The organism is Pseudomonas sp. PARCl1 (assembly GCF_947311875.1).
GTDB lineage: Bacteria > Pseudomonadota > Gammaproteobacteria > Pseudomonadales > Pseudomonadaceae > Aquipseudomonas > Aquipseudomonas juntendi.
In genome coordinates this window covers 1-21,877 of record NZ_CAMZMX010000054.1, presented here as the reverse complement: position 1 = coordinate 21,877, position 21,877 = coordinate 1, and the positions used below count along the sequence as shown (strand labels likewise).

Below are 21,877 nucleotides of genomic sequence, written 5' to 3'. Positions count from 1 at the left end.
CAAAATGACCATAAATACCTGAAATGTCTAACAGGAGCTATTTTTGCAGCCCTCAGGTGGTGTGGCAAATATCGGTAAAGCCAATACTCTCAAGGCCTTCAGGCGGTTCCAGAACGAATTTGGCTAAATACTGGGCGGGTTAGGCGAAAGTGATATTTGGCGACAAATTATTGTCACTTTGGCCTGTGCAAGGTTTTTTGCTTGAGGATGTAAAGACTTACCAGCACGGCGCTGGTCAACATGAAGGCGCGTGCCCAGAACAGCGGCACCAGGTAGCAGGACAGCCCGATGCTGGCCCACATCAGGCCAATGGCATAGACCTTGCCTTTGAGGGGGATGCCTTCACCACTGAGGTAGTCGCGAATCCATGGCCCCAGTTTGGGGTGGTGGACCAGCCAGTGGTGAAAGCGTGGCGAGCTGCGAGCGAAGCAGGCGGCCGCCAACAGAAGAAACGGGGTGGTAGGCAATACCGGCAGGAATATCCCCAACACCCCCAGTGCGACGCTGAGCCAGCCGATGGCCAGCAGCAGGTAGCGCACAGCTGGCTTAGTGGTGGCGTGGCTTGAGCAGCGCCGGCTTTTCGTCAGGTGCGTGCAGCAGCAGGAACAGTGCCGTCAGCGCTTCGGGAATTTGCACGATCATGTCGTCCTGCAGGTTGGCGTTGCTGGCGATGTCGGCGAACTCCGGCTGCTCGTCGAACAGGCCCGAACCCACCATGATTGGCAGCAACATTTCGCTGACTTCCTCTTCTGCGTTCTCGAACCAGGCCTCTTCGCGCAGGAACACGCCTTCCATGAAACCGATGCACCAGCCGCGCAGGTCGGAATCGTCCGGCTCGTCAGTCAGGTCGAGGTCGCAGGGCAGTTCGAATTCATCGTCGCTGGCCAGCTGACGGGCAATGTGGGCCTTGAGTGCCACCAGGGTCGCCTCGATTTCGGTGCGCTGGGCTTCGCTGCTGTAGTGCGGCTCTTCGGCGAACAGGGCGTCGATCCACTCGCGCTCGGGCACGTCTTCGGCGTTGATCGACAGCGCGGTGAGGTAGCCGTGGGCGGCGACATAGTCCAGCGCTTCTTCGTGCAGCTCGTCGGCGTCGAGGAAGGCTTGCAGGCGGGTCAGTTGCTCGGCGAAGGACATTACAGGGCTACCTTGGGGAATAAACGATAACGAATTCTAGCACCTTGCGGCGGCAGCGGGGCAAAGGAACGTCTATCGCGGTGGTGCCCTGCGCGGGGCGGTGCTGCGGTATACTCCGCGATTTTCATCCAGGCGCGGTTTTACTGGCGGCCTGGCAAAAACCGCTTACGCATTTGGCGTGTGCGGGGCGGGTTTTTCGTCCAGCCTGTGTGCAGGGTGGTACGGCGATTTGGAGTTGCACATGCTCGAACAGGCTCAGCGCGTTCTCAAGGACATCTTTGGCTACGACAGTTTCCGAGGGCGCCAGGCAGCGATCATCGAATGCGTGGCCAATGGTGGCGATGCCCTGGTGCTGATGCCGACTGGCGGCGGCAAGTCGTTGTGTTTCCAGGTGCCGGGCCTGCTGCGCCCAGGCCTGACCGTGGTGGTCTCGCCGCTGATCGCGCTGATGGACGACCAGGTCGCCACGCTTGACGAGCTGGGCGTAGCCGCAGCCGCCCTGAACTCCACGCTCACGGCCGAGCAGCAGCGCGACCTGGCCGGGCGCCTGCGCCGTGGCGAAGTGAAAATGCTGTACCTGGCACCCGAACGCCTGGTGCAACCGCGCATGCTCGACTTCCTGCGCGACCTGGATATCTCGCTGTTCGCCATCGACGAAGCCCACTGCGTTTCGCAATGGGGCCATGACTTCCGCCCCGAATACCTGCAACTGGGCCAGTTGGCCGAACTGTTCCCGCATGTTCCGCGCATTGCCCTTACCGCCACCGCCGACATGCGTACCCGCGAAGAAATCGTTCAGCGCCTGCACTTGCAGGGCGCAGAGCGCTTCCTGTCGAGCTTCGACCGGCCGAACATCTTCTACCGCATCGTGCCCAAGGAAGCGCCGCGCAAACAATTGATGGCGTTCCTTGCCGAGCGCCGTGGCAACGCCGGCATCGTTTATTGCCTGTCGCGCAAGAAGGTCGACGAAACCGCCGCCTTCCTTTGCCAGCAGGGCTTCCCGGCGCTGCCATACCATGCCGGCCTGGCGGCCGAAACCCGCGCCGCCAACCAGCACCGCTTCCTCAACGAAGAGGGGCTGATCATGGTCGCCACGATCGCGTTCGGCATGGGTATCGACAAACCCAACGTACGCTTCGTGGCCCACCTCGACCTGCCCAAGTCGCTTGAGGCCTACTACCAGGAAACCGGCCGTGCCGGGCGAGACGGCCTGCCGTCCGATGCCTGGATGGCTTATGGCCTGCAGGACATGGTCATGCTCAAGCAGATGCTGCAGAACTCCGAAGGGGACGAACGCCACAAACGCATCGAGCAGCACAAGCTCGATGCCATGCTGGCGCTGTGCGAAGAAACCCGCTGCCGCCGCCAGTCGCTGCTGGCCTACTTCGATGAAATCCTCGAGCAGCCGTGCGGGCACTGTGACAACTGCGTCGACAACGTCCAGACCTGGGATGCTACCGAGCCGGCGCGCCAAGCCCTGTCGGCAGTGTTTCGCACCGGCCAGCGCTATGGTGTGGGCCACCTGGTCGACGTGTTGCTGGGCAAGGACACCGAAAAGGTGCGCAATTTCGGCCATGAAAAGCTGTCGGTTTTCGGCGTGGGCAAAGGCCTGGCCGAAGCCGAGTGGCGTTCGCTGTTCCGCCAGCTGGTGGCGCGCGGGCTGGTCGACATCGACCTGGAGGGCTACGGCGGCCTGCGCTTGTCCGACAGCTGCCGGCCACTGTTGCGTGGCGAGGTCACCTTGCAACTGCGCCGTGACCTCAAACCGCAGATCACTGCCAAAAGCGCGTCGTCCAGTGGCGGCAGCCCGGCCAGCCAACTGGTGCGGGCCGAAGAGCGGGAATTGTGGGAGGCATTGCGCACCTTGCGGCGCAAGCTGGCCGAAGAACACAGCGTACCGCCGTACGTCATCTTCCCCGACTCCACGTTGCTGGAAATGTTGCGCAGCCAGCCGGTCAGCCTCAGCGACATGGCCCAGGTCAGCGGCGTAGGCGCGCGCAAGCTGGAACGCTATGGCCAGGCGTTTCTTGAGGTACTGAACGACAACGGCGGCACCCGCGAGGCGCCGAAGGTGGTGCTCGACCTGCGTCATGAGCTGGTCAGCCTGGCCCGCGCCGGCATGACCCCAGCGCAAATCGCCGGGCAGCTCAACTGCAGCGAAAAGAATGTGTACAGCTTGCTGGCCGAGGCCCTGGGGCGCCAGGAGCTGAGCCTGGACCAGGCGCTGGACTTGCCAGAAGACCTGCTGATGGAGGTGCAGGACGCCTTCCTCGATGGCGAGGGCGAGCTGCCGCCGGTTGCGACCATCGCCCCGCTGTTTACCGGGCGAGTGCCGGAAGGGGTGCTGTATTGCGTACGCGCGGCACTGGCAGCCGAGTTCGAGCTGTAGGCCTGCGCATGTTCGCAGGCACAAGCGCCATCTGCTGACCTTTGTCATGTTTTTTGACGATTTTCGCCCAAGTCACCTTGGCCGAGCCTTGCCTCATGGGGCAGGGCATGGTTAGCTGCCTAATAATTAGATCTACTCGATGAGTTACCTATGCCTCTAACCGACAACCAACACCGCTTCGGCATGCAACTGGCCCAGATGTCCCGGGGTTGGCGTGCCGAACTGGATCGCCGCCTGGCCGGGCTCAATCTGTCGCAGGCGCGCTGGTTGGTGTTGCTGCACCTGGCCCGTTTCCAAGACGCCCCGACCCAGCGTGAGCTGGCCCAGAGTGTGGGTGTCGAAGGCCCGACCCTGGCGCGTCTGCTCGATAGCCTGGAGGCCCAGGGGCTTGTACGGCGCCAGGCGGTGCTGGAAGACCGGCGGGCGAAGAAGATCGTGTTGTGCCCGCCGGCCAAGCCGCTGATCGAACAGATCGAGACCATCGCCAACCAGTTGCGCATCGAACTGTTCAGCGGGGTGGATGAAGCCGACCTGCAGGTGTGCATGCGGGTGCATGCCAAGATTCTGGGCAACCTGGAAAAATCCTGAGGCAGGGGCTGCCCTGCAGCCTTTCGCCGGCCCGCCCGCTCGGCGTGGCGGGCCCGACGCCCGGGCCCTGTACGTGCTGCCTAGAAGGTATGCCCCAGGTTCAGGTACACCGCCTGCTCATGCGCACTGTTGGTGCCATAGGTGAAATTCAATGGGCCCAGCGGCGTTTCCAGCCCGAGGAAAATACTCGCCGCATTGATGTAGCCACTGTCGAACGCATTGTCGTTGTTCCACGCCCGCCCGCGCTCCAGCGAACCGCCGATGTACAACGGGAAGTCCAGCGGCACATAAGCCCGTGGCGTCAGCCGGCGGTAGTAGACCACCCGCATCAGGCTCATGTTCTGGCCCGACACCGAGTCCTGGCGGAAGCCCGACAGCTCCCGCGCCCCGCCCAGCACGAAGCTGGAGGTCACCACTTCGGTGGCATCCAGCGTGCGCCCGTAGCGGCCGCCCAGCACGAAGGTGTTCGGGCCGCTGCTGATGGCCTTGTCGAGGTTGAACAGCCATTGCCGGTAATCCTGGTCGGAATCCAGCGACTTGTCGTACTTGCGCAAGGTCAGGCCGATGTCTTCGCCATGGTGTGGGAAATACACGTTGTCGAGGGTGTCGAACGAGTACTTCAGCTCGTAGAAGCCTTCGTTGAAACTGACCTTGGGCAAGTCCTGGTCGCCAATGCGCACCTCGGCCTCGCCCCAGGCCTTGCCAACCCCCAGGCGCACTTCGCCGCTGTTGCCGATCTGCCGGCCCACGTTCAGGCCAAAGCCATAGCGCTCCAGGCGGTACTCGGCGATCGGGTCGTTGTCGAGGGTGGCCTCGATGTTCTGTGAGCCGAAGTCCAGGTAGGGGGCGACGAAGTAGCGTGAGCCGACATCCAGCGGTTGGTAGAACTCGCTGTACAGCGCTTGCTGGTCGCCGATCTGGCCGCGGGTCAGCCACTCGGCACCCAGGCTGTTGATGCCGTTGACCCGGTAGCTGGCCCCCAGGTTGAAGGCGCTGTCGCCGCGCAGGTCGTCCGACAGGTTCAGGCCCAGGCGCAAGTAGTCGGTGCCGCCGCGGCGGCCGCGGGCGTTGATCACCAGGGTGTTTTCATCGCCCTTGTGCACCACGCGGTACTGCACCCGGTCGAAGTAGTCCAGGCCGTACAGCGTGCCCATGTCGGTCTCCAGGCGGCCAAGCTCCAGCGGGGCATTGATGGGCTGGCGAATGTACGAGCGGATCACATCGTCACTGACCTTGGCGTCGTTCTCGATTTTGATGGCAGTGATGATGGGCGTGCGTTGGCGCGGTGACCGGGCCGCGGCCAGGCTGCTGACGGCGTCTGGGTGGCGCAGCGCGGCCAGGCGCGCGTCGAGCAGGCGGGTAGCGCGGTAGCCGGCGTCGATAATGTCCCGCGCGCGGCCGAAGTCGGTCACGCCGTAGGCTGCAAGCGGCGGTTGGATGAGGATATCGTCGCGGTGTAGGCTGGCCAGTTGCTCTTCCGAGTTGCGCCGGGTTGTCAGCGTGATGGACTGGTTCAGCACATCGACCACGGTCAGCAACTGCTTGCGGTCGCGCAGCGGCGTACCGATATCCACCACGATGGCCAGGTCCACCCCCATATCGCGTGCCACATCGAGCGGAATATTGTCGACCATGCCGCCGTCCACCAGCAGGCGGCCGTCCAGTTCGACCGGGGCGAACACGGCCGGGATCGACATGCTGGCGCGGATCACCTGCGGCAGGTGGCCGCGGCGGAATACCACTTTTTCGCCACTGGCGATGTCGGTGGCCACGGCGCGGAAGGGGATGGGCAGCTTGTCGAAGTCGCGCGTGTCGGCGGTGTGGGCCAACTTGCTTTCCAGCAGCAACGACAGGTTCTGGCCTTGAATCACCCCCAGCGGCAGGCCCAGGCTGCCGTCGTCACGAAAGCTGAGCTTTTGCTTGACCAGAAAATCGCGGTCATCCTGCTTGCGCCGGAATGGCACGTCCTCGCGGGGTGGGCTGTCAGACAGCGCCTGCTGCCAGTCGAGGGTGGTGGCGAGGTGTTCCAGCTCTTCGACACTGTAGCCCGAGGCGTACAGCCCGCCGACTACAGCCCCCATGCTGGTGCCGGCAATGGCGTCGATGCGTACACCCTGTTCCTCCAGCGCCTTGAGCACGCCGATGTGCGCCAGGCCACGGGCCGCGCCGCCCGACAGCACCAGGCCGACCTTGGGCCGTGCCGGTTCGGCGGCGGTTGCTGTAAGCGAGGTGAGGGTGAACAGCAAGCAGAACAGCAAACGGTGCATCGTGGGTCTCAAACCGTGGGTCAAAGACCGCTAGTATAAGCCGCCCCTCAGCTGGAGTTATCTCAACATGGCCGACCACAAGCCGGAAATCGTCATCAATTATTGCACCCAGTGCCAGTGGCTGCTTCGGGCCGCGTGGCTGGCCCAGGAGTTGCTCAGCACGTTTGCCGACGACCTCGGCCGGGTGGCGCTGGAACCAGGTACCGGCGGTATTTTCCGCATTACCTGCAACGGCGTGCAGATTTGGGAGCGCAAGGCCGACGGCGGCTTCCCCGAGGCCAAGGTGCTGAAGCAGCGGGTGCGTGACCAGATCGACCCCCAGCGCGGCCTGGGCCACAACGACCGCTGAGTCACCCGCACTCGGCCAGTGGCCGCTGCGCTGGCTCGGCGGCCAGGCGGCTGGACAGCACGATCGCGAGGATGATCAGTGCGCCGCCCAGCAGCATGCGCACCGTGGGGGTCTCGGCAAACACCAGCCAGGCTACGGCAATGCCGTAGACCGGCTCCATGCCGAACACCACGGCGGCAGTCCGGGCCTTGATGACCGCCAGGCTGGCGACGAAGAGGCTGTGCGCCACGCCGGTGCAGAAAATGCCGAGCAGGCCGATCCACAGCCAGTCCACCGGCGCGACCGCGCCCAGCCCAGGGGCAGCGAACGCCAGCAGGCACAGGCCCACCACCAGGTTTTGCCACAGTGCTGCCTGCACCGCAGGCAAGCGACCAGAGCCTGCGCGGTTGGTCAGGGACAGCAGTGAGAACAGCAGGCCCGAGAACAAGGCCCACAGCAGGCCGCCGGTCGCTTCGCTGGCCAGATCGAAGGCTGGCGAGACCAGTACCAGGCCGAGGCTGACCAGCAGCACCAGCAGCGCTTCGTTGCGGCGGATGCGCTCGCGGAACAGCAGCCCCTCGAGCAGCACGGTAAAGGCCGGGAAACTGGCGAAGCCGAGGGTGGCGATGGCCACGCCGCCGACCTTGACGGCGATGAAGAAGCTGACCCAGTGGCCGGCCAGCAGCACCCCGCCGAGCAACAGGCGGCGCGCATCCTGACCGTTCAGGCGTTGCCAGCCAGGGCCGGTGACACTGGCGAACAGCGCCAGGGCGAGCACGGCGAAAGCGGCGCGGCCGAACACGATGATCACCGGGCTGGCGCTGGCTGCCAGCTTGCCGAATACGCCGGTCAGGCCAAAGAACAGCGCGCCGATATGCAGGGCGCCGAGGGCGGTGCGGTGGTTCATGACAGGGGGCATCCTCGCAAGGCAAGCGGCCATTGTGCCTGAAGCCGTGCATGGCGAGGACCGGGCGGCCGCGCGCGCAGGCGCGCTGCTTACAGCCTGAGCTTGCCGAGCAGAATGTCGCGGAACATCACGAAGTCACCGGCAAGGCTGTAGAACGGGTAGGTGAATGTCGCCGGCCGGTTCTTTTCAAAAAAGAAATGCCCCACCCAGGCAAAGCCGTAGCCGAACAGCGGCACGGCCAGCAGCAACAGCCATTTGCCGCTGCCGATGGTATAGGCCAGCAGGGCGATCACCAGGCTGGTGCCGACAAAATGCAGGCGGCGGCAGGTGGGGTTGCTGTGCTCACCCAGGTAATACGGGTAGAACTCGGCAAAACTGCGAAACTGCGCTGTGCGGTTCATGGCAGTGCTCCGGGGTTGATACGTCTGGACAAGATGCACGGCGTGGAGCCTCATTCGAGTCTAGAGTGATTGGCAGGGCCTACCAGTGACAATAGGCGCCAATTGAGTATCCTTGGGGTTCACCGCAGGAGCGGTCAGGAAAGAAGCCTGTCATGAGCGAAAGAACCACGTCAGCCAGTTGGGCATCAGGGATTGTAAAGGCACTCGAGCTGGAAGGGCTGGACTGCCGGGCCATGTTCAAGCAGTTGGGGCTGGATTTCGCCGCCCTCGACGATCCCGACGCGCGTTTCCCCCAAGACTCCATGACCCGGCTGTGGCAATTGGCAGTGGAACTGTCCGGCAACGAGGCCATTGGCCTGAACATGGCGCGTGTGGTACGCCCGGCCTCGTTTCACGTGGTGGGCTATGCGCTGATGTCCAGCCGCACCTTGGCCGAGGGGTTCGAGCGGCTGGTACGCTACCAGCGCATCATCGCCGAAAGCTCCGATCTCAGTTTCGTGCTGGGTCCCGAGGGCTACTCGTTGATCCTCACCGTGCACGGCGACCATCTGCCGCCCACCCGCCACAGTGCCGAAGCGTCGTTGGCCTGTGCGCTGGCGCTGTGCAAATGGTTGAGCGGCCGCCCGGTGCAGCCACGGCGGGTTTTGGTGCAGGGGCCGCAACCCAGGAATATCGAGCCGTACAAGGTGGCGTTCCATTCGCCGCTGATCTTCGACGCGCCGTATGACGCGCTGGTGTTCGAGCGGGCCGACATGGAGGCACCCTTGCCCACGGCCAATGAAGCCATGGCAGTGCTGCACGACCGGTTTGCCGGGGAGTACCTGGCGCGGTTTTCCGAAAGCCGCGTGACCCACCGGGTGCGCCAGGTGCTGTGCCGCATCTTGCCGCAGGGGGAGCCCAAGCGTGAGACCCTGGCGCAGGCCTTGCACTTGTCGCAGCGCACCCTGCAGCGGCGGCTGCAGGAAGAGGGCACCAGCTTCCAGGCGTTGCTCGACGACACCCGGCGCGAACTGGCCGAACAGTACCTGGCCCAGCCGGGCATGACCCTGCTGGAAACCGCCTACCTGCTGGGCTTCGCCGACCCCAGCAACTTCTACCGCGCGTTCCGCCGGTGGTTCGATACCACGCCCAGTGAGTACCGCGCCCGGCTCGGCGCCGTGGGCGAAGTGCTCAGTGACGCCAGAACGCCGGCATGCACAACACTAGCACGGTGATGATTTCCAGCCGGCCAAGCAGCATGCCGGCAGCCAGGATCCACTTGGCGGCGTCCGGCAGCGTGGCGTAGTTGCCCGACGGGCCGATCACTTCCCCCAGGCCAGGTCCCACCCCGGAGACCGTACCGGCAGCCCCGGTCAGGGCGGTCATCCAGTCCACCCCCAGCAACGACAACAGCAGCGCCATGACGCAGATGGTGATGGCGAAGAAGAACGAGAACGTCAGGATCGAGCGCACGATATCTTCATCGAGGCGGTGGCCGTTGTACTTCTGCTTGATCACCGCACGCGGGTGGATCAGCTGGTTGAGGCTGGCCTTGAGCAGGATGTAGGCGACCTGGAAACGGAAGATCTTGATGCCGCCCGCGGTCGAGCCGGAACAGCCGCCGACGAAGCCCAGGTAGAAGAACAGCATCAGCGAAAAGTTGCCCCACAGGCTGTAGTCACCCAGGGCGAAACCGGTGGTGGTGACGACCGAGGTCACGTTCAGCGCCACGTGGCGCAGCGCGTCCAGCCAGTGCAGGTTGGTGCTGTACCAGTACCAGGTTCCCAGAACCAGCCAGGTGACCAGCAGCATGCCCAGCAAGCCCTGCACCTGCTGGTCGCGGAGCAGCGCCCTGCGGTTGCCGCGCAGGGTGGCCACGTACAGGGTGAACGGCAGGCTGCCCATGATCATTACCACCACTGCCACCCAGTGCACGGCGGGAATGTCCCATTTCGCCAGGGACTGGTCGGAGGTGGAAAAACCACCGGTGGAAATCGCCGACATGGCGTGGTTGATGGCATCGAACGGGCTCATGCCGGCCCACCAGAAAGCCAGCGCGCCAAGGATCGAGAAGCCGACGTATACCCCCACGATCGACTTGGCGACCATGTGCGAGCGCGGCATGACCTTTTCGGAGCGGTCGGAAGACTCGGTCTGGAACAGGCGCATGCCACCAATGCGCAGCAGCGGCAGGATGGCCACCGCCATGGCGATGAAGCCGATACCGCCCAGCCAGTGCAGCATCGAGCGCCACATCAGGATGCCTGGCGACATGCTGTCGAGCCCGCTGAGCACGGTGGCGCCGGTGGCGGTGATGCCCGACATGCTTTCGAAGAAGGCGTCGGTGTAGCTGATGTGCTGGGTCAGCAGGAAGGGCAGGGCGGCGAACACGCAGACCACCAGCCAGCTGCAGACCGTCAGCAGGTACATGTCGCGTGGCCGCAGGTGCACATGCTCGGGCCGCCCTTGCAGCACCATGGCCAGCCCGGCAATGAAGGTGATCAGGCTGGACCACAGGAACGACGGCATGTCGCCGGTGCGTTCGAATATCACCAAGGTCGCCATGGGCACGGCCATGCCCACAGCCAGGGTGATCAGGAAGATGCCGATGATGAAACCAATGATCCTTAAGGTCGGCAACGCCATGTGATCTGCTCTGACTCGAAACGGAAGGGCGCCATTCTACCTATGGGCCGGGCCGCTGCAAGCCAGGCGCGGCACGCTGCACGAAAAGCCGGCGTGCTGCAGCTTGCAGCTTGCAGCTTAGGGCGTGCAGCTTGAGAATGGCCGCACATTCCACTGCCAGGAGGGTAGCCGATGGAGGCTCTCGACGCATTGCTCAACCGTGTTTCCGTGCCACGCCTGACCGACCCTGCCCCCAATGCCGCCCAGCGCGAGGCGCTGTTCCAGGCTGCCCTGCGGGCGCCGGACCACGGCCAACTGCGGCCTTGGCGGTTCCTGACCATCGAAGGGCAGGGCCGCGAGAAGCTGGGCGAGCTGTTCGCCGAAGCGGTGCAGCACAAGGGTGAAGCCACCCAGGCTGCGCTGGACAAAGCCCGCGCCATGCCGCTGCGCGCACCGTTGCTGATCGTGGTGGTGGCCAGCTTGCAGGACCACTTCAAGGTGCCCAAGTCCGAGCAGCGCCTGGCGGCGGGCTGTGCGGCACATGGCATCCTGATCGCTGCCCATGCGCAGGGCATCGGCGCCGTATGGCGCACCGGGGACATGGCCTTCGACGCGCATGTGCACAAGGGGCTGGGGCTGGCGGAGAACGAGGAACTGATCGGCTACCTGTACGTCGGCACGCCAATGACCGAGCCACGGACCGCGCCGGTGCTGGCCACCGCTGATTTCGTCACGGGCTGGGGCGAGTGACGCGGGCGCGAGCAAGGGCTGCGCTGCAGCCCTGAACGTACACGGCCTTGGCAGCCTTACGCTGAAGCGGCTTGCAAGGGCAGTTCAAGCCGGGCGACAAAGCCGCCCTGCGGGTGGTTGTGCAGTACCAGACTGCCGCCATGCCGCTCCGCCGCCTTGCGCGCAATCGCCAACCCCAGGCCGTGCCCTGGGGCCTCCTGCCCCGGTGCGCGGAAGAACGGTTCACCCAGCTGGGCGAGGTACTCCGGGGCTGCACCCTGGCCATGGTCGCGCACACAGATCACCACCCGCGCCTGATCGCGCACGGCACTGACTTCGATGGGCTGGCCTGCCGGGTTGAAGCGCAGGGCGTTGCGCAGCAGGTTGTCCACGGCCCGCTCGATCAGTGTCGGCCAACCTTGCAAGACCAGCCCCGGTTGCGCCTCCAGGCGCACGTCCTGGTCGGGCGCGCCGAGCAGGGCGTCCTTGCGCACACTGCCCAGCAAGGCATTGAGGTCTACCGCTTCGGCGTGGGCCTGTTCGGCATCCACGCGGGCCAGGGTGAGTATTTCGCTGATCAGGTCTTCCAGCCGGTCACACTCGCGGGTCAGGCGCGGCCACAGGGCCTGGCGCTGTTCGGGCTCGGCGCGTTCGGCCAAGGCCAGGGCAATGCGCAGCCTGGCCAACGGTGAGCGCAGTTCGTGGGACACGTCGCGCAGCAATTGGCGCTGGCTGGCGAGGGTGCTTTGCAGGCGCGCGCCCATTTTGTTGAAGTCATTGGCCAGCACGCCGAATTCGTCACGCCGGGCTGCCAGGCGCGCCAGGCTGTTCTGCTGATAGGTGCTCTGGCCCAGGTCGTGCACAGCGCTGCGCAGGCGGCTCAACGGGCGCGTGATGGACAGCGTGACCAGCAGGCTGAACAGGGTCAACACCACCAGGGCGATGCCCAGTGCGCTGAGTGGCCACATCAGGCTGTCCCGGTGCCACTCATCCAGCGCCGGGTGGGGGATGCGGTAGATCAGCAGGTAGGTCTGGCCGGTGTCGGGGCTGGTGTATTCCTCGGTCAGCCGGCGCCATGGCAGGCGGCGCTGGTCGTTGTGCTGGCGTGCCTCGAAGGCTGCTGCCCGGCGCGGGAACGTGCCGGGCACCACCGCGTCACCACTGTCATCGAGCACCTGCACGTCGATCTTGTAGCGGTCCTTGCGCTGTTCCAGGAACTGCTGCGCTGCAGTCACGCCCTCCTGCTCGTAGTGCCTGGCCCACTGGCTGGCCAGCGTGTTCAGGCCGGGGTGGCGGCTGAGGATCCAGGCGTCCTGGTTGAGCATGTGCCCAAGCAAGATCGACAGGCCTGCAACCAGGGTGATGGCCAACCAGAAGCTGGCCAGGATGCGCCAGAACAGTGAACGCAAGAGCACCTCCTAAAACCGAAAAAGCCCGGCTCGCGCTGGGGCGAGCCGGGCATCAGGCTGACAGCTTACTGGGCCTTTTTGGCTTTTTCAGCTTTCCAGGCCTGGAACTCCTGCCACTCGGCTTTCTTGGCAGCGCGTTCCTTTTGCAGTTCGTCGAACTTCTTCTGCTGGTCTGGCTTGAGCAGGTTGCGCACGGCGGTGTCGGTCTTGGCGCGGCTGGCTTGCAGTTCGTCCTTCATGGCTTTCTGGTCGGCAGCCGGCAGTTTGGCCAGGTAACGCTCGGTAATGTCGCGGCGCTGCTGCATTTGCTCGCCCATCAGCTTGCCGATCTGCTGGCGCTGGTCACGGCTCAGGTCCAGTTGCTGGAAGGCCGCTTCACCGCGGTGATGCGGGCCGTCGTGACGTGGGCCACCGTCAGGCATGGCCATGGCTACGGTTGGCAGGGCGGCGGCGAACATCAGGGCGATAAGGGTCTTGCGCATGGTGTCTCTCCTTTCATAGGCCGGTGGTTACCGGATGAGCACAGTCTAGGGAGATCACCGTCAAGCGCAGTCAGTGGATGGTAAAGGCTGGGTAAAGAACAGCTGGTAGCTGCAAGCTACAAGCTACAAGCTACAAGCTACAAGCTACAAGCTTAAAGCTACAAGTGAAGCGGATCGCGATTCTGCTCTTTCTTGCAGCTTGCAGCTTGCAGCTTGCAGCTCGCAGCTCGCAGCAGCTCACAGGCAGTAGTAATAGCCGCGGCTGCGCAGGGCGACGATGCGTGGCCGGCCATCGGCATGCGGGCCGATCTTCTTGCGCAGGTTGCTGACGTGCATGTCCAGGCTGCGGTCGTAGAGGGTGAGCTTGCGGCCCAGGCCGATCTGCGCCAGTTCCTGTTTGTCCAGCGGCTCGCCAGGCTGGCGCAGCAGCGCTTCAAGTATGCGGCTTTCGGACAAGGTCAAGGTCATTTCCCGGCCATCGATGCTGGCCACGCCGCGGGCTGGGCTATAGACCAGGTCGCCCAGCTCCAGCTGGCTGGTGGCGGCAACGGGGTGGCTGCGGCGCAGTACTGCACGCAGGCGCGCGGTAAGCTCGCGTGGGTCGCACGGTTTGGCCAGGTAATCGTCGGCACCCAGTTCCAGGCCAAGAATACGGTCAAGCGGCTCGCCACGGGCCGACAGCATCAGCACCGGCAGTTCGGCGTGCTCGCTGCGCAGTTGTTTGAGCAACTCCAGGCCGCTGCCGTCGGGCAACATGACATCCAGCACCACGGCCGCAGGTGCATGCTCGGCCAAGGCCTGGCGTGCACTCTGCCCGTCGTGGCAGGCACGTACGGAAAACCCTTCCTGGGTCAGCCAGCTGCACAGCAGCTCGCACAGTTCCTGGTCATCATCAATCAGTAACAGCTCGCTCATGACTCACTCGATTCCACCATTGACGGCGGCTCTGCGGCCCGCCAGTGGCAAAGATACCGCAGACTGATGGCTTGCGTATAACGGCAGCTATCGCCTGGCCACTTCGCGGGCATGGAGCGGTGAGGTCAAGGCAGCACTTGCTTGAACGGCTTGACCACGACCTTGTCGTACACGCCTGCGGCAATGTACGGGTCGGCATCGGCCCAGGCCTGGGCTTCGGCCAGCGAGGCAAACTCGGCGACGATCAGGCTGCCGCTGAAGCCGGCTTCGCCCGGGTCGTTGCTGTCGATGGCCGGGTGTGGGCCGGCCAGCACCACGCGGCCTTCGGCCTTGAGCTGCTGCAGGCGTTCGATGTGCGCCGGGCGGGCAGCCAGGCGCTTTTCCAGGGAGTTCGCGACGTCGCTGGCAATGATGGCGTAGAGCATGTCAATCCTTGGGTTTGGAGGTAGAAGGGTCGTCGTGCAGGTGGCGCGACAGGTACACGCCTTGCGCCACCAGGAAGATCACGGTCATGCCCAGGCTGCCGAACACCTTGAAGTCCACCCAGAAGTCCTGGAAGGTGAAGGCGACGAACAGGTTGGCCGCACCACAGAACAGGAAGAACGCGATCCAGGCCAGGTTCAAGCGCGTCCAGATGGCATCCGGGAGGGTGAGGGCGTGGCCCATGATGCGTTTGATCAGCACCCGGTCACCGATGAAGTGGCTGCCGGCAAAGCCCAGGGCGAACAGCCAGTTGACCACCGGCGCCTTCCACTTGAGGAAGGTTTCGCTGTGGAAGGTCAGGGTCAGGCCGCCGAACACCAGGCAGGCCACCAGGGTCAGCCACTGGCCCTTTTCCAGCTTGCGCTGGCGCAGGAACAGCGCGCCGTACACCACCAGCGAGCTGACGATCAGCATGGCCGTGGCGCTGTAGATACCGCCGAATTCGAAGCTGTGGCCAGCGACTTCAAGCGGGCGTGGGTCCAGCTTGTACACGATGAAGAACAGCAACAGCGGGATGAAATCGATGAATTGTTTCACAATGGCAGCCAGAATCGGGATGTGACGGCATAATAACAAACATCGATTCCAGCGAAAGCGCTCCTCCATGAATGTTGATCTGCACTGTCACAGCACGGCCTCCGACGGCGCCCTGTCGCCCACGGCGCTGGTCGCCCGGGCCCATGAGCACGGGGTGCAAACGCTGGCCCTGACCGACCATGACACCCTCGAAGGCCTGCCCGAAGCGCGCCTGGCCTGCGTTGAGCGGGGCATGCGCTGGGTCAGCGGGGTCGAGCTTTCGTGCACCTGGGGGGGCGCCACCATTCACGTGCTGGGCTACGACTTCCCGCTCGATGCGCCGCCATTGCTGGCGGCGATCGAAGCGTTGCACCGCGGCCGCTGGCTGCGCGCCGAAGAAATCGACAAGCGGTTGGCCGCCAAGGGCATGCCAGGCACCCTCGACGGCGCCCGCGCCGTGCAGCACGAGCTGGGCGACAGCGGCAACGCACCGGCGCGCCCGCACTTTGCCGAATACCTGGTGCGTGCCGGGCACGTCAAGGACCGCGGCGAGGCGTTTCGCAAGTGGCTGGGGGCGGGCAAGCTGGGCGACGTCAAGCAGCATTGGCCCACCCTTGATGAAACCGTTGCCACGCTGCGCCAGTCCAAAGCCTGGGTGAGCCTGGCCCATCCCATGCACTACGACCTGACCCGCAGCAAGCGCAGGCGGCTGATTGCCGACTATATTCAGGCAGGTGGGCAGGCGCTTGAAGTGGTCAACGGGATGATGCCTGCCGAGCAGGTGGGCACCCTGTCCATCCTTACCCGTGAGTTCGGCCTGCTGGCAAGCGCTGGCAGTGACTTCCACGGCCCCGGCACCTGGGGCGAGATCGGTGCCTACCGGCCTTTGCCCGAGGACCTGCCGCCTTTGTGGCGCCGATTCAGCCATGAACAGCCTATTACGGTATGAACAGGACGACTACGTGAGCCAATTTTTCCAGATTCATCCGGAGAACCCCCAGCCGCGGCTGATCCGCCAGGCGGTAGAGATCATCCGCAAGGGGGGCGTGGTGGTGTACCCCACCGATTCGGCCTATGCGTTGGGTTGCCAGATCGGCGACAAGGCGGCGATTGAGCGCGTCCGGCGCCTGCGTGGCCTGGACAAGACCCACAACTTCACCCTGATGTGCTGCGACATGTCGCAGCTGGGGTTGTATGCCAAGGTCGATACCGGCACCTTCCGCCTGCTCAAGGCGCACGTGCCTGGGCCGTACACCTTCATCCTCAACGGCACCCGCGAAGTGCCCCGCCTGCTGCTGCACGAAAAACGCCGCACCATCGGCCTGCGGGTACCAGACCATGCCATTACCCTGGCGTTGCTGGCTGAGCTGGGCGAGCCGCTGATGAGCGTGAGCCTGATCCTGCCTGGCGATAACGAGCCGATGACCGACCCTTACGAAATTCGTGCGCGCCTGGAGCACCATGTCGACCTGGTGATCGATGGCGGCTACGGTGACCTCAAGGCGTCGACCATCATCGACCTTTCCGGCGACGAACCTGAGCTGATTCGAGAAGGCTGCGGCGACCCTGCGCCGTTCATGGCCAGCGCGTGAGCCAGCTGCAAGCGCCCGAGGCGCCGGCCACGCAGGTCGACGAGCCGCGGCAGTTGCAACTGGCCTTGGTCTACGGCGAAGCCCTGACCGAGATGCCGCTGGACCTGTACATCCCGCCAGACGCCCTGGAAGTCATCCTGGAAGCCTTCGAAGGGCCGCTGGACCTGTTGCTGTACCTGATCCGCAAGCAGAACATCGACATCCTCGACATCCCCGTGGCTGAAATCACCCGCCAGTACATGGGCTATGTGGAGCTGATGAAAAGCGTGCGCCTGGAACTGGCCGCCGAATACCTGGTAATGGCGGCCATGCTTGCCGAGATCAAGTCGCGCATGCTGCTGCCGCGCTCGGCCGAGGCCGAGGAAGAGGAGGGTGACCCGCGCGCCGAGTTGATCCGCCGGCTGCAAGAGTACGAGCGTTTCAAGGCCGCAGCCGAAGGTATCGACGCGTTGCCACGGGTTGGCCGTGAGGTGCGGGTGCCGCGCCTGGAGGCACCGCAGGCCAAGGTGCGCAAGCTGTTGCCGCAGGTCAGCCTGGAAGAGCTGCTGGTGTCCATGGCCGAGGTGATGCGGCGCAACGACCTGTTCGAGAGCCACCAGATCAGCCGTGAAACGCTGTCCACCCGCGAGCGCATGAGCCAGGTGCTGGAGCGCCTCAAGGGCGGTGCTTTCGTGCCGTTCGTCGAGCTGTTCGGGCACGACGAGGGCAAGCTGGGGGTAGTGGTCACCTTCATGGCGATTCTCGAACTGGTCAAGGAAGCGCTGATCGAACTGGTGCAGAATGAACCCTTCGCCGCCATCCACGTGCGGCTTCGCCCGGCGCTTGTTGAAGAACCCGATGAACCTGAATGAACCCCGCGACCTGGCGTCGCTGATCGAAGCCTTCCTGCTGGCGTCGGGCAAACCGCAATCACTGGAGCGTCTGTTCGAGTTGTTCGAGGAAGCCGAGCGCCCCGAGCCCAAGGTTTTCAGGCAGGCGCTGGAGGTGCTGGGCAAATCGTGCAACGGCCGCGCTTTCGAGCTCAAGGAGGTGGCCAGCGGCTACCGCCTGCAAATTCGCGAAGCCTACGCCCCTTGGGTCGGCCGCTTGTGGGAAGAGCGCCCGCAGCGCTATTCGCGTGCCTTGCTGGAAACCCTGGCGTTGATCGCCTATCGCCAGCCGATCACCCGTGGCGAGATCGAGGATGTGCGCGGGGTGGCGGTGAACAGCAATATCATCAAGACCCTGATGGAGCGCGAGTGGATACGCGTGGTGGGCTACCGCGAGGTGCCCGGCCGGCCGGCGATGTTCGCCACCACCAAGGCGTTCCTGGACCACTTCAACCTCAAGAGCCTGGAGCAGTTGCCAGCGTTGGCCGAGTTGCGCGAGCTGCAGCCTGAGCCGCTGCTCGACCCGGATGATGCACCGGTACCGGCCCACCTGCAGGCCCTGGCCGATGCCAGCCTGGGCGAGCAGGAAGCGGTTGACGAGCCGAAGGAGGAAACCAGCTTCCGCAGCTTGCTGGTGGAGCTGGATGCCATGGAAGAAGGGCTGAAGACCGACTTTGACGATTTGCGTGGGCAAGCACCTGAGGCCGCGGTGGAAGAAGAGGGCAAGCTGCAGCCCTGATCGTGCGGTTGCCTGTAGCGGCCCTGCGCGGCAAGCACCTCACCGTTAGGCAGAAACCTCTCGCTGCCCCCGCAAAACCTTCTAACCTGCAGTGCGTTCCCCCGCCGAACCGCGTATGATGCGCGGCCTTTTGGCGCATTCGTCGCCAGAAACCCTTTGTCATTCCTACACCGGGAGGTGCCCAGATGAGTGAGCAAGACCTGCAAGACACCGCAATTACCCCGCCGTCCGGCGAAAAACTGCAGAAAGTGCTGGCCCGCATCGGCGTGGGCTCGCGCCGTGACGTCGAGGCCTGGATCAGCCAGGGCCGGATCAAGGTCAACGGCGTCGCGGCTACCCTCGGCCAACGCGTCGACCTGCACGATGCCATTGCCGTTGACGGCAAGCTGATCAAGCGCGAGGAGGCTGCCGAGGCCACCCGCCGGGTGATCATGTACAACAAACCCGATGGCGAGATCTGCACCCGTGACGACCCGGAAGGCCGCCCGACCGTGTTCGATCGCCTGCCGCGGCCAAAAGAAGGCCGTTGGATCAACATTGGCCGACTCGACATCAACACCACCGGCCTGCTGCTGTTCACCACCGACGGTGAACTGGCCAACCGCCTGATGCACCCGTCCTACGAGATGGACCGCGAGTACGCGGTGCGTGTGCGTGGTGAAGTCGATGACGAGATGATCGAGCGCCTGAAGGCCGGTGTAATGCTCGAAGACGGCCCGGCCAAGTTCACCGACATCCAGAAGGCACCCGGTGGCGAAGGTTTCAACCACTGGTACCACTGCGTGGTGATGGAAGGCCGTAACCGCGAGGTGCGTCGCCTGTGGGAATCCCAGGGCATGGTGGTCAGCCGCCTGAAGCGCGTGCGCTTCGGCCCGGTGTTCCTCAACTCCGACCTGCCGATGGGCCGCTGGCGGGAAATGTCCCAGGGCGAAATCGACATCCTGGCCGCTGAAGTCGGCTTGCAGCCGGTTGCGCTGCCTGCCTTGAACCTCAAGGCCAAGGACAAGATGGAGCGACTGCAGCGCAAATCGTCCCGCCCGCTGGGCCGTGGCGAGCGCGTGCGCAACCTGCGCCCGGCCCACGAAGGTGCTGCCGCTGGCGAGCGCCCGGCACGCCAGCCGCGTGAAGAAGCGCCACGCAAAGGCAACCGCGGCAGCGCCGTGGCCGAGCGCCCAAGCGAAATGCGCAAGCGCCCAGCCAAGCCTGAAGGTGACAAGCCTGCCGGCCGTGGCCGTGGCAAGCCGCGTGGCTGATTGGCCCAATTAAGTAATTTGGGGCCGCTTTGCGGCCCCAAGACACTGAAGCAAAAGAATTTTTCGGACGACTGGCAAGTCCGCGAACCACCCCGTAAAGAAATGTGTACAAAATCAGCCGATTTCCGTTCGTGTTTCGGAATACGCCCCGGCCTGTCAAAAAAACTTGCCGCTGCCAACGATGCAAGCCCCCCGCGCCAATCCCCACCACCCTTGCCCAAACCCCCTTGCCCACGGTGTTATAGCCGCTATTGCCGTGTGCAACAGCCGGTTCACAGCGCCTGGCTGACAAAACAACAAATGGAGGCGCCATGTACGCCGATCACTCCGCCTTTGAAGGCCTATACCACAGGATCGCTGCGTTTTTTCCCGAGGAAAGGATGCAACGCGTTGACGCCTGCGCGTTTGCAGGGGTATACAGTGCGCCGCGTTTTACCTGTGACCCCCTTGCGTACCGCGCACTCTTGATCACGCCTGGTTGACCCGCCCCGGCGGCACCTGAGGTCGAGAAACCCAAGGTAACCACCTTGCCCATTCCGCTGCGCCACGAGCGCGGTGGGTCCGATTCCGTCACAGATAAAAACAATGCAGGTGACTTCGTTCATGAGTGGACAAAACATGCATTCAGGCGAGCTCAAGCGGGGCCTGAAGAACCGTCACATCCAGTTGATCGCCCTTGGCGGCGCAATTGGTACCGGCCTGTTCCTCGGCTCGGCAGGCGTGATGAAATCCGCCGGCCCGTCGATGATCCTCGGTTACGCCATCTGCGGCTTCATCGCCTTCATGATCATGCGCCAGCTTGGCGAGATGATCGTCGAGGAGCCGGTGGCCGGCTCATTCAGCCATTTTGCCCACACCTACTGGGGCGGCTTCGCCGGTTTCCTGTCTGGCTGGAACTGCTGGGTGCTGTACATCCTGGTGGGCATGTCGGAGCTGTCGGCGGTTGGCAAGTATGTCCATTACTGGTGGCCGGAAATCCCGACCTGGGTTACCGCAGCCGCCTTCTTCGTGCTGATCAACGCCATCAACCTGATGAACGTGAAGTTCTTCGGTGAAGCCGAATTCTGGTTCGCCATCATCAAGGTGGTCGCCATCGTCAGCATGATCGGCCTGGGTGCCTACCTGCTGACCAGCGGCAGCGGCGGCCCGGAGGCCACCGTCGCCAACCTGTGGTCGCACGGCGGGTTCTTCCCCAATGGCGTCAGCGGCCTGGTGATGGCCCTGGCCTTCATCATGTTCTCTTTCGGTGGCCTGGAAATGCTCGGGTTCACCGCTGCCGAGGCCGACAAGCCGAAGACCGTGATCCCCAAGGCGATCAACCAGGTCATCTACCGTATCCTGATCTTCTACGTGGGTGCGTTGGTGGTGCTGCTGTCGCTGACCCCGTGGGACAACCTGGTGGCCAGCATCGACGCCTCGGGCGGCAGTTATGGCAGCAGCCCATTCGTGCAGGTGTTCTCGCTGCTGGGCAGTGACGTGGCCGCCAACCTGCTGAATTTCGTGGTGCTGACGGCCGCGCTGTCGGTGTACAACAGCGGCACCTACTGCAATGCCCGCATGCTGCTGGGCATGGCGGAGCAGGGCGATGCCCCGGCAGCGCTGGCCAAGGTCGACAAACGCGGCGTGCCGGTGCGCTCGATTCTGGTGTCGGCAGCGGTGACCTTCGTGGCCGTGCTGCTCAACTACCTGATGCCGCAAAATGCCCTGGAACTGCTGATGTCGCTGGTGGTGGCTACCCTGGTGATCAACTGGGCGATGATCAGTTATTCGCACCTGAAATTCCGCCAGCACCTTGACCGCACCGGCCAGAAGCCGCTGTTCAAGGCGCTGTGGTACCCCTATGGCAACTATGTAGTGCTGGCCTTCGTGGTCCTGATTCTCGGCATCATGCTGATGATTCCAGGCATTCAGGTGTCGGTGTACGCGATCCCGATCTGGCTGTTTGCGATGTTCGTGGTGTACATGGTCAAGCCACGTCGGCGGCTGAATACCGGTGGGGTTGCTGGAACCGTAGCCAAGTAAGGGTCTGCAGGAAATAGGGGAACCCGAAGCCGGGGGACTGGCTTCGGGTTTTTTATTGCCTGTTTGGGCTCTATCGCCGGCAAGCCAGCTCCCAGAGGGATCGCATCAGGGCTGATAGGTGTTTGCCACAAGGTATGCAGCGCCTGTTAGAGCGAGCGCCGCCCGCGCGGCGCATCGCGAGCTGCGCTCGCTCCTACGTTTGTTTCGGGCCAATTATTCCTGTGGGATTCGCGCGCGAACGCCTTGGTGC

Annotated in this window: 22 protein-coding genes; 11 read left to right on the top strand and 11 right to left on the bottom strand. The window is 64.0% G+C overall.

Going from position 1 to position 21,877, the window contains the following annotated elements:
• Positions 1-173 precede the first annotated feature (173 nt).
• Positions 174-539 (bottom strand): YbaN family protein, encoded by a 366-nt coding sequence (locus QME24_RS21955; protein ID WP_009683670.1) that lies wholly within the window; start codon positions 537-539, stop codon positions 174-176.
• A 7-nt stretch (positions 540-546) separates the two neighbouring features.
• Complete coding sequence (locus tag QME24_RS21950; protein WP_009683669.1) at positions 547-1,134, bottom strand: YecA family protein; 588 nt, start codon at positions 1,132-1,134, stop codon at positions 547-549.
• Positions 1,135-1,375: 241 nt separating this feature from the next.
• Between QME24_RS21950 and recQ the strand changes: the two genes are divergently transcribed.
• Both recQ and QME24_RS21940 read left to right on the top strand, forming a co-directional pair.
• Positions 1,376-3,523 (top strand): DNA helicase RecQ, encoded by a 2,148-nt coding sequence (gene recQ, locus QME24_RS21945; RefSeq protein WP_029887626.1) that lies wholly within the window; start codon positions 1,376-1,378, stop codon positions 3,521-3,523.
• A 150-nt stretch (positions 3,524-3,673) separates the two neighbouring features.
• Entirely contained in the window at positions 3,674-4,111 is a 438-nt protein-coding gene (locus QME24_RS21940; RefSeq protein WP_009683666.1) for a MarR family transcriptional regulator, read from the top strand.
• An 80-nt stretch (positions 4,112-4,191) separates the two neighbouring features.
• Here QME24_RS21940 and QME24_RS21935 read toward each other — a convergent pair whose 3' ends face one another.
• The gene (locus QME24_RS21935) at positions 4,192-6,378 is read right to left on the bottom strand and encodes a patatin-like phospholipase family protein (RefSeq protein WP_281691053.1); all 2,187 of its coding nucleotides are present in this window, start codon (positions 6,376-6,378) and stop codon (positions 4,192-4,194) included.
• 67 nt (positions 6,379-6,445) lie between these two features.
• Between QME24_RS21935 and QME24_RS21930 the strand changes: the two genes are divergently transcribed.
• Positions 6,446-6,727, top strand: a complete 282-nt coding sequence (locus QME24_RS21930) for a SelT/SelW/SelH family protein (RefSeq protein ID WP_054905572.1) — start codon at positions 6,446-6,448, stop codon at positions 6,725-6,727.
• A 1-nt stretch (position 6,728) separates the two neighbouring features.
• On the opposite strand, the gene QME24_RS21925 is transcribed toward QME24_RS21930, so the two are convergent.
• Positions 6,729-7,613, bottom strand: a complete 885-nt coding sequence (locus tag QME24_RS21925) for a DMT family transporter (RefSeq protein WP_281691052.1) — start codon at positions 7,611-7,613, stop codon at positions 6,729-6,731.
• An 89-nt stretch (positions 7,614-7,702) separates the two neighbouring features.
• Positions 7,703-8,014 carry a DUF962 domain-containing protein gene (locus QME24_RS21920; protein ID WP_009683661.1) on the bottom strand — a complete coding sequence of 104 codons (312 nt, stop codon included), beginning with the start codon at positions 8,012-8,014 and terminating at the stop codon, positions 7,703-7,705.
• A gap of 152 nt (positions 8,015-8,166) precedes the next feature.
• Between QME24_RS21920 and QME24_RS21915 the strand changes: the two genes are divergently transcribed.
• Complete coding sequence (locus QME24_RS21915) at positions 8,167-9,228, top strand: AraC family transcriptional regulator (RefSeq protein ID WP_281691051.1); 1,062 nt, start codon at positions 8,167-8,169, stop codon at positions 9,226-9,228.
• On the opposite strand, the gene QME24_RS21910 is transcribed toward QME24_RS21915, so the two are convergent.
• A complete protein-coding gene (locus tag QME24_RS21910) occupies positions 9,185-10,639 on the bottom strand; it encodes a TrkH family potassium uptake protein (protein WP_054881891.1) in 1,455 nt (484 codons plus the stop codon). The two genes, QME24_RS21915 and QME24_RS21910, sit on opposite strands and share 44 nt — an antisense overlap.
• A 171-nt stretch (positions 10,640-10,810) precedes the next feature.
• Between QME24_RS21910 and QME24_RS21905 the strand changes: the two genes are divergently transcribed.
• A complete protein-coding gene (locus QME24_RS21905) occupies positions 10,811-11,368 on the top strand; it encodes an NAD(P)H nitroreductase (protein WP_054905570.1) in 558 nt (185 codons plus the stop codon).
• A 56-nt stretch (positions 11,369-11,424) separates the two neighbouring features.
• Here QME24_RS21905 and QME24_RS21900 read toward each other — a convergent pair whose 3' ends face one another.
• The 5 genes from QME24_RS21900 to QME24_RS21880 form a co-directional block, all read right to left on the bottom strand.
• Positions 11,425-12,762, bottom strand: coding sequence for a HAMP domain-containing sensor histidine kinase (locus QME24_RS21900; RefSeq protein ID WP_235767949.1), 1,338 nt, complete (start codon positions 12,760-12,762; stop codon positions 11,425-11,427).
• A 59-nt stretch (positions 12,763-12,821) separates the two neighbouring features.
• On the bottom strand, positions 12,822-13,238 hold the full coding sequence (locus tag QME24_RS21895; RefSeq protein ID WP_009683655.1) for a hypothetical protein: 417 nt from the start codon (positions 13,236-13,238) through the stop codon (positions 12,822-12,824).
• Between the two features lie 237 nt (positions 13,239-13,475).
• Positions 13,476-14,153 carry a response regulator transcription factor gene (locus QME24_RS21890; RefSeq protein WP_029887817.1) on the bottom strand — a complete coding sequence of 226 codons (678 nt, stop codon included), beginning with the start codon at positions 14,151-14,153 and terminating at the stop codon, positions 13,476-13,478.
• 125 nt (positions 14,154-14,278) lie between these two features.
• Positions 14,279-14,578, bottom strand: coding sequence for a YciI family protein (locus QME24_RS21885; RefSeq protein ID WP_054881893.1), 300 nt, complete (start codon positions 14,576-14,578; stop codon positions 14,279-14,281).
• 1 nt (position 14,579) lies between these two features.
• Entirely contained in the window at positions 14,580-15,173 is a 594-nt protein-coding gene (locus QME24_RS21880; RefSeq protein ID WP_029887818.1) for a septation protein A, read from the bottom strand.
• Positions 15,174-15,240: 67 nt separating this feature from the next.
• Here QME24_RS21880 and QME24_RS21875 point away from each other — a divergent pair, with 67 nt between their 5' ends.
• The 6 genes from QME24_RS21875 (at position 15,241) to QME24_RS21850 (ending at position 21,627) form a co-directional block, all read left to right on the top strand.
• A complete protein-coding gene (locus QME24_RS21875; RefSeq protein WP_029887819.1) occupies positions 15,241-16,101 on the top strand; it encodes a PHP domain-containing protein in 861 nt (286 codons plus the stop codon).
• 13 nt (positions 16,102-16,114) lie between these two features.
• Positions 16,115-16,744 carry an L-threonylcarbamoyladenylate synthase gene (locus QME24_RS21870; protein ID WP_054905567.1) on the top strand — a complete coding sequence of 210 codons (630 nt, stop codon included), beginning with the start codon at positions 16,115-16,117 and terminating at the stop codon, positions 16,742-16,744.
• 125 nt (positions 16,745-16,869) lie between these two features.
• Positions 16,870-17,595, top strand: a complete 726-nt coding sequence (locus QME24_RS21865; protein ID WP_161893131.1) for a ScpA family protein — start codon at positions 16,870-16,872, stop codon at positions 17,593-17,595.
• Positions 17,582-18,352, top strand: a complete 771-nt coding sequence (gene scpB / locus QME24_RS21860; protein ID WP_054905566.1) for an SMC-Scp complex subunit ScpB — start codon at positions 17,582-17,584, stop codon at positions 18,350-18,352. The genes QME24_RS21865 and scpB overlap by 14 nt, the downstream gene beginning before the upstream one ends.
• Positions 18,353-18,537: 185 nt before the next feature.
• Positions 18,538-19,605 carry a 23S rRNA pseudouridine(2605) synthase RluB gene (rluB, locus tag QME24_RS21855; RefSeq protein WP_009683647.1) on the top strand — a complete coding sequence of 356 codons (1,068 nt, stop codon included), beginning with the start codon at positions 18,538-18,540 and terminating at the stop codon, positions 19,603-19,605.
• Positions 19,606-20,208: 603 nt separating this feature from the next.
• The gene (locus QME24_RS21850) at positions 20,209-21,627 is read left to right on the top strand and encodes an amino acid permease (protein WP_166524954.1); all 1,419 of its coding nucleotides are present in this window, start codon (positions 20,209-20,211) and stop codon (positions 21,625-21,627) included.
• Positions 21,628-21,877 lie beyond the last annotated feature (250 nt).

Bases quoted from the DNA above. Each gene is read 5' to 3' on its own strand.
- QME24_RS21950 (WP_009683669.1), bottom strand. From the start codon at position 1,134: ATGTCCTTCGCCGAGCAACTGACCCGCCTGCAAGCCTTCCTCGACGCC.
- recQ (WP_029887626.1), top strand. From the start codon at position 1,376: ATGCTCGAACAGGCTCAGCGCGTTCTCAAGGACATCTTTGGCTACGAC.
- QME24_RS21940 (WP_009683666.1), top strand. From the start codon at position 3,674: ATGCCTCTAACCGACAACCAACACCGCTTCGGCATGCAACTGGCCCAG.
- QME24_RS21935 (WP_281691053.1), bottom strand. From the start codon at position 6,378: ATGCACCGTTTGCTGTTCTGCTTGCTGTTCACCCTCACCTCGCTTACA.
- QME24_RS21930 (WP_054905572.1), top strand. From the start codon at position 6,446: ATGGCCGACCACAAGCCGGAAATCGTCATCAATTATTGCACCCAGTGC.
- QME24_RS21925 (WP_281691052.1), bottom strand. From the start codon at position 7,613: ATGAACCACCGCACCGCCCTCGGCGCCCTGCATATCGGCGCGCTGTTC.
- QME24_RS21920 (WP_009683661.1), bottom strand. From the start codon at position 8,014: ATGAACCGCACAGCGCAGTTTCGCAGTTTTGCCGAGTTCTACCCGTAT.
- QME24_RS21915 (WP_281691051.1), top strand. From the start codon at position 8,167: ATGAGCGAAAGAACCACGTCAGCCAGTTGGGCATCAGGGATTGTAAAG.
- QME24_RS21910 (WP_054881891.1), bottom strand. From the start codon at position 10,639: ATGGCGTTGCCGACCTTAAGGATCATTGGTTTCATCATCGGCATCTTC.
- QME24_RS21905 (WP_054905570.1), top strand. From the start codon at position 10,811: ATGGAGGCTCTCGACGCATTGCTCAACCGTGTTTCCGTGCCACGCCTG.
- QME24_RS21895 (WP_009683655.1), bottom strand. From the start codon at position 13,238: ATGCGCAAGACCCTTATCGCCCTGATGTTCGCCGCCGCCCTGCCAACC.
- QME24_RS21890 (WP_029887817.1), bottom strand. From the start codon at position 14,153: ATGAGCGAGCTGTTACTGATTGATGATGACCAGGAACTGTGCGAGCTG.
- QME24_RS21885 (WP_054881893.1), bottom strand. From the start codon at position 14,578: ATGCTCTACGCCATCATTGCCAGCGACGTCGCGAACTCCCTGGAAAAG.
- QME24_RS21875 (WP_029887819.1), top strand. From the start codon at position 15,241: ATGAATGTTGATCTGCACTGTCACAGCACGGCCTCCGACGGCGCCCTG.
- scpB (WP_054905566.1), top strand. From the start codon at position 17,582: ATGAACCTGAATGAACCCCGCGACCTGGCGTCGCTGATCGAAGCCTTC.
- rluB (WP_009683647.1), top strand. From the start codon at position 18,538: ATGAGTGAGCAAGACCTGCAAGACACCGCAATTACCCCGCCGTCCGGC.
- QME24_RS21850 (WP_166524954.1), top strand. From the start codon at position 20,209: ATGAGTGGACAAAACATGCATTCAGGCGAGCTCAAGCGGGGCCTGAAG.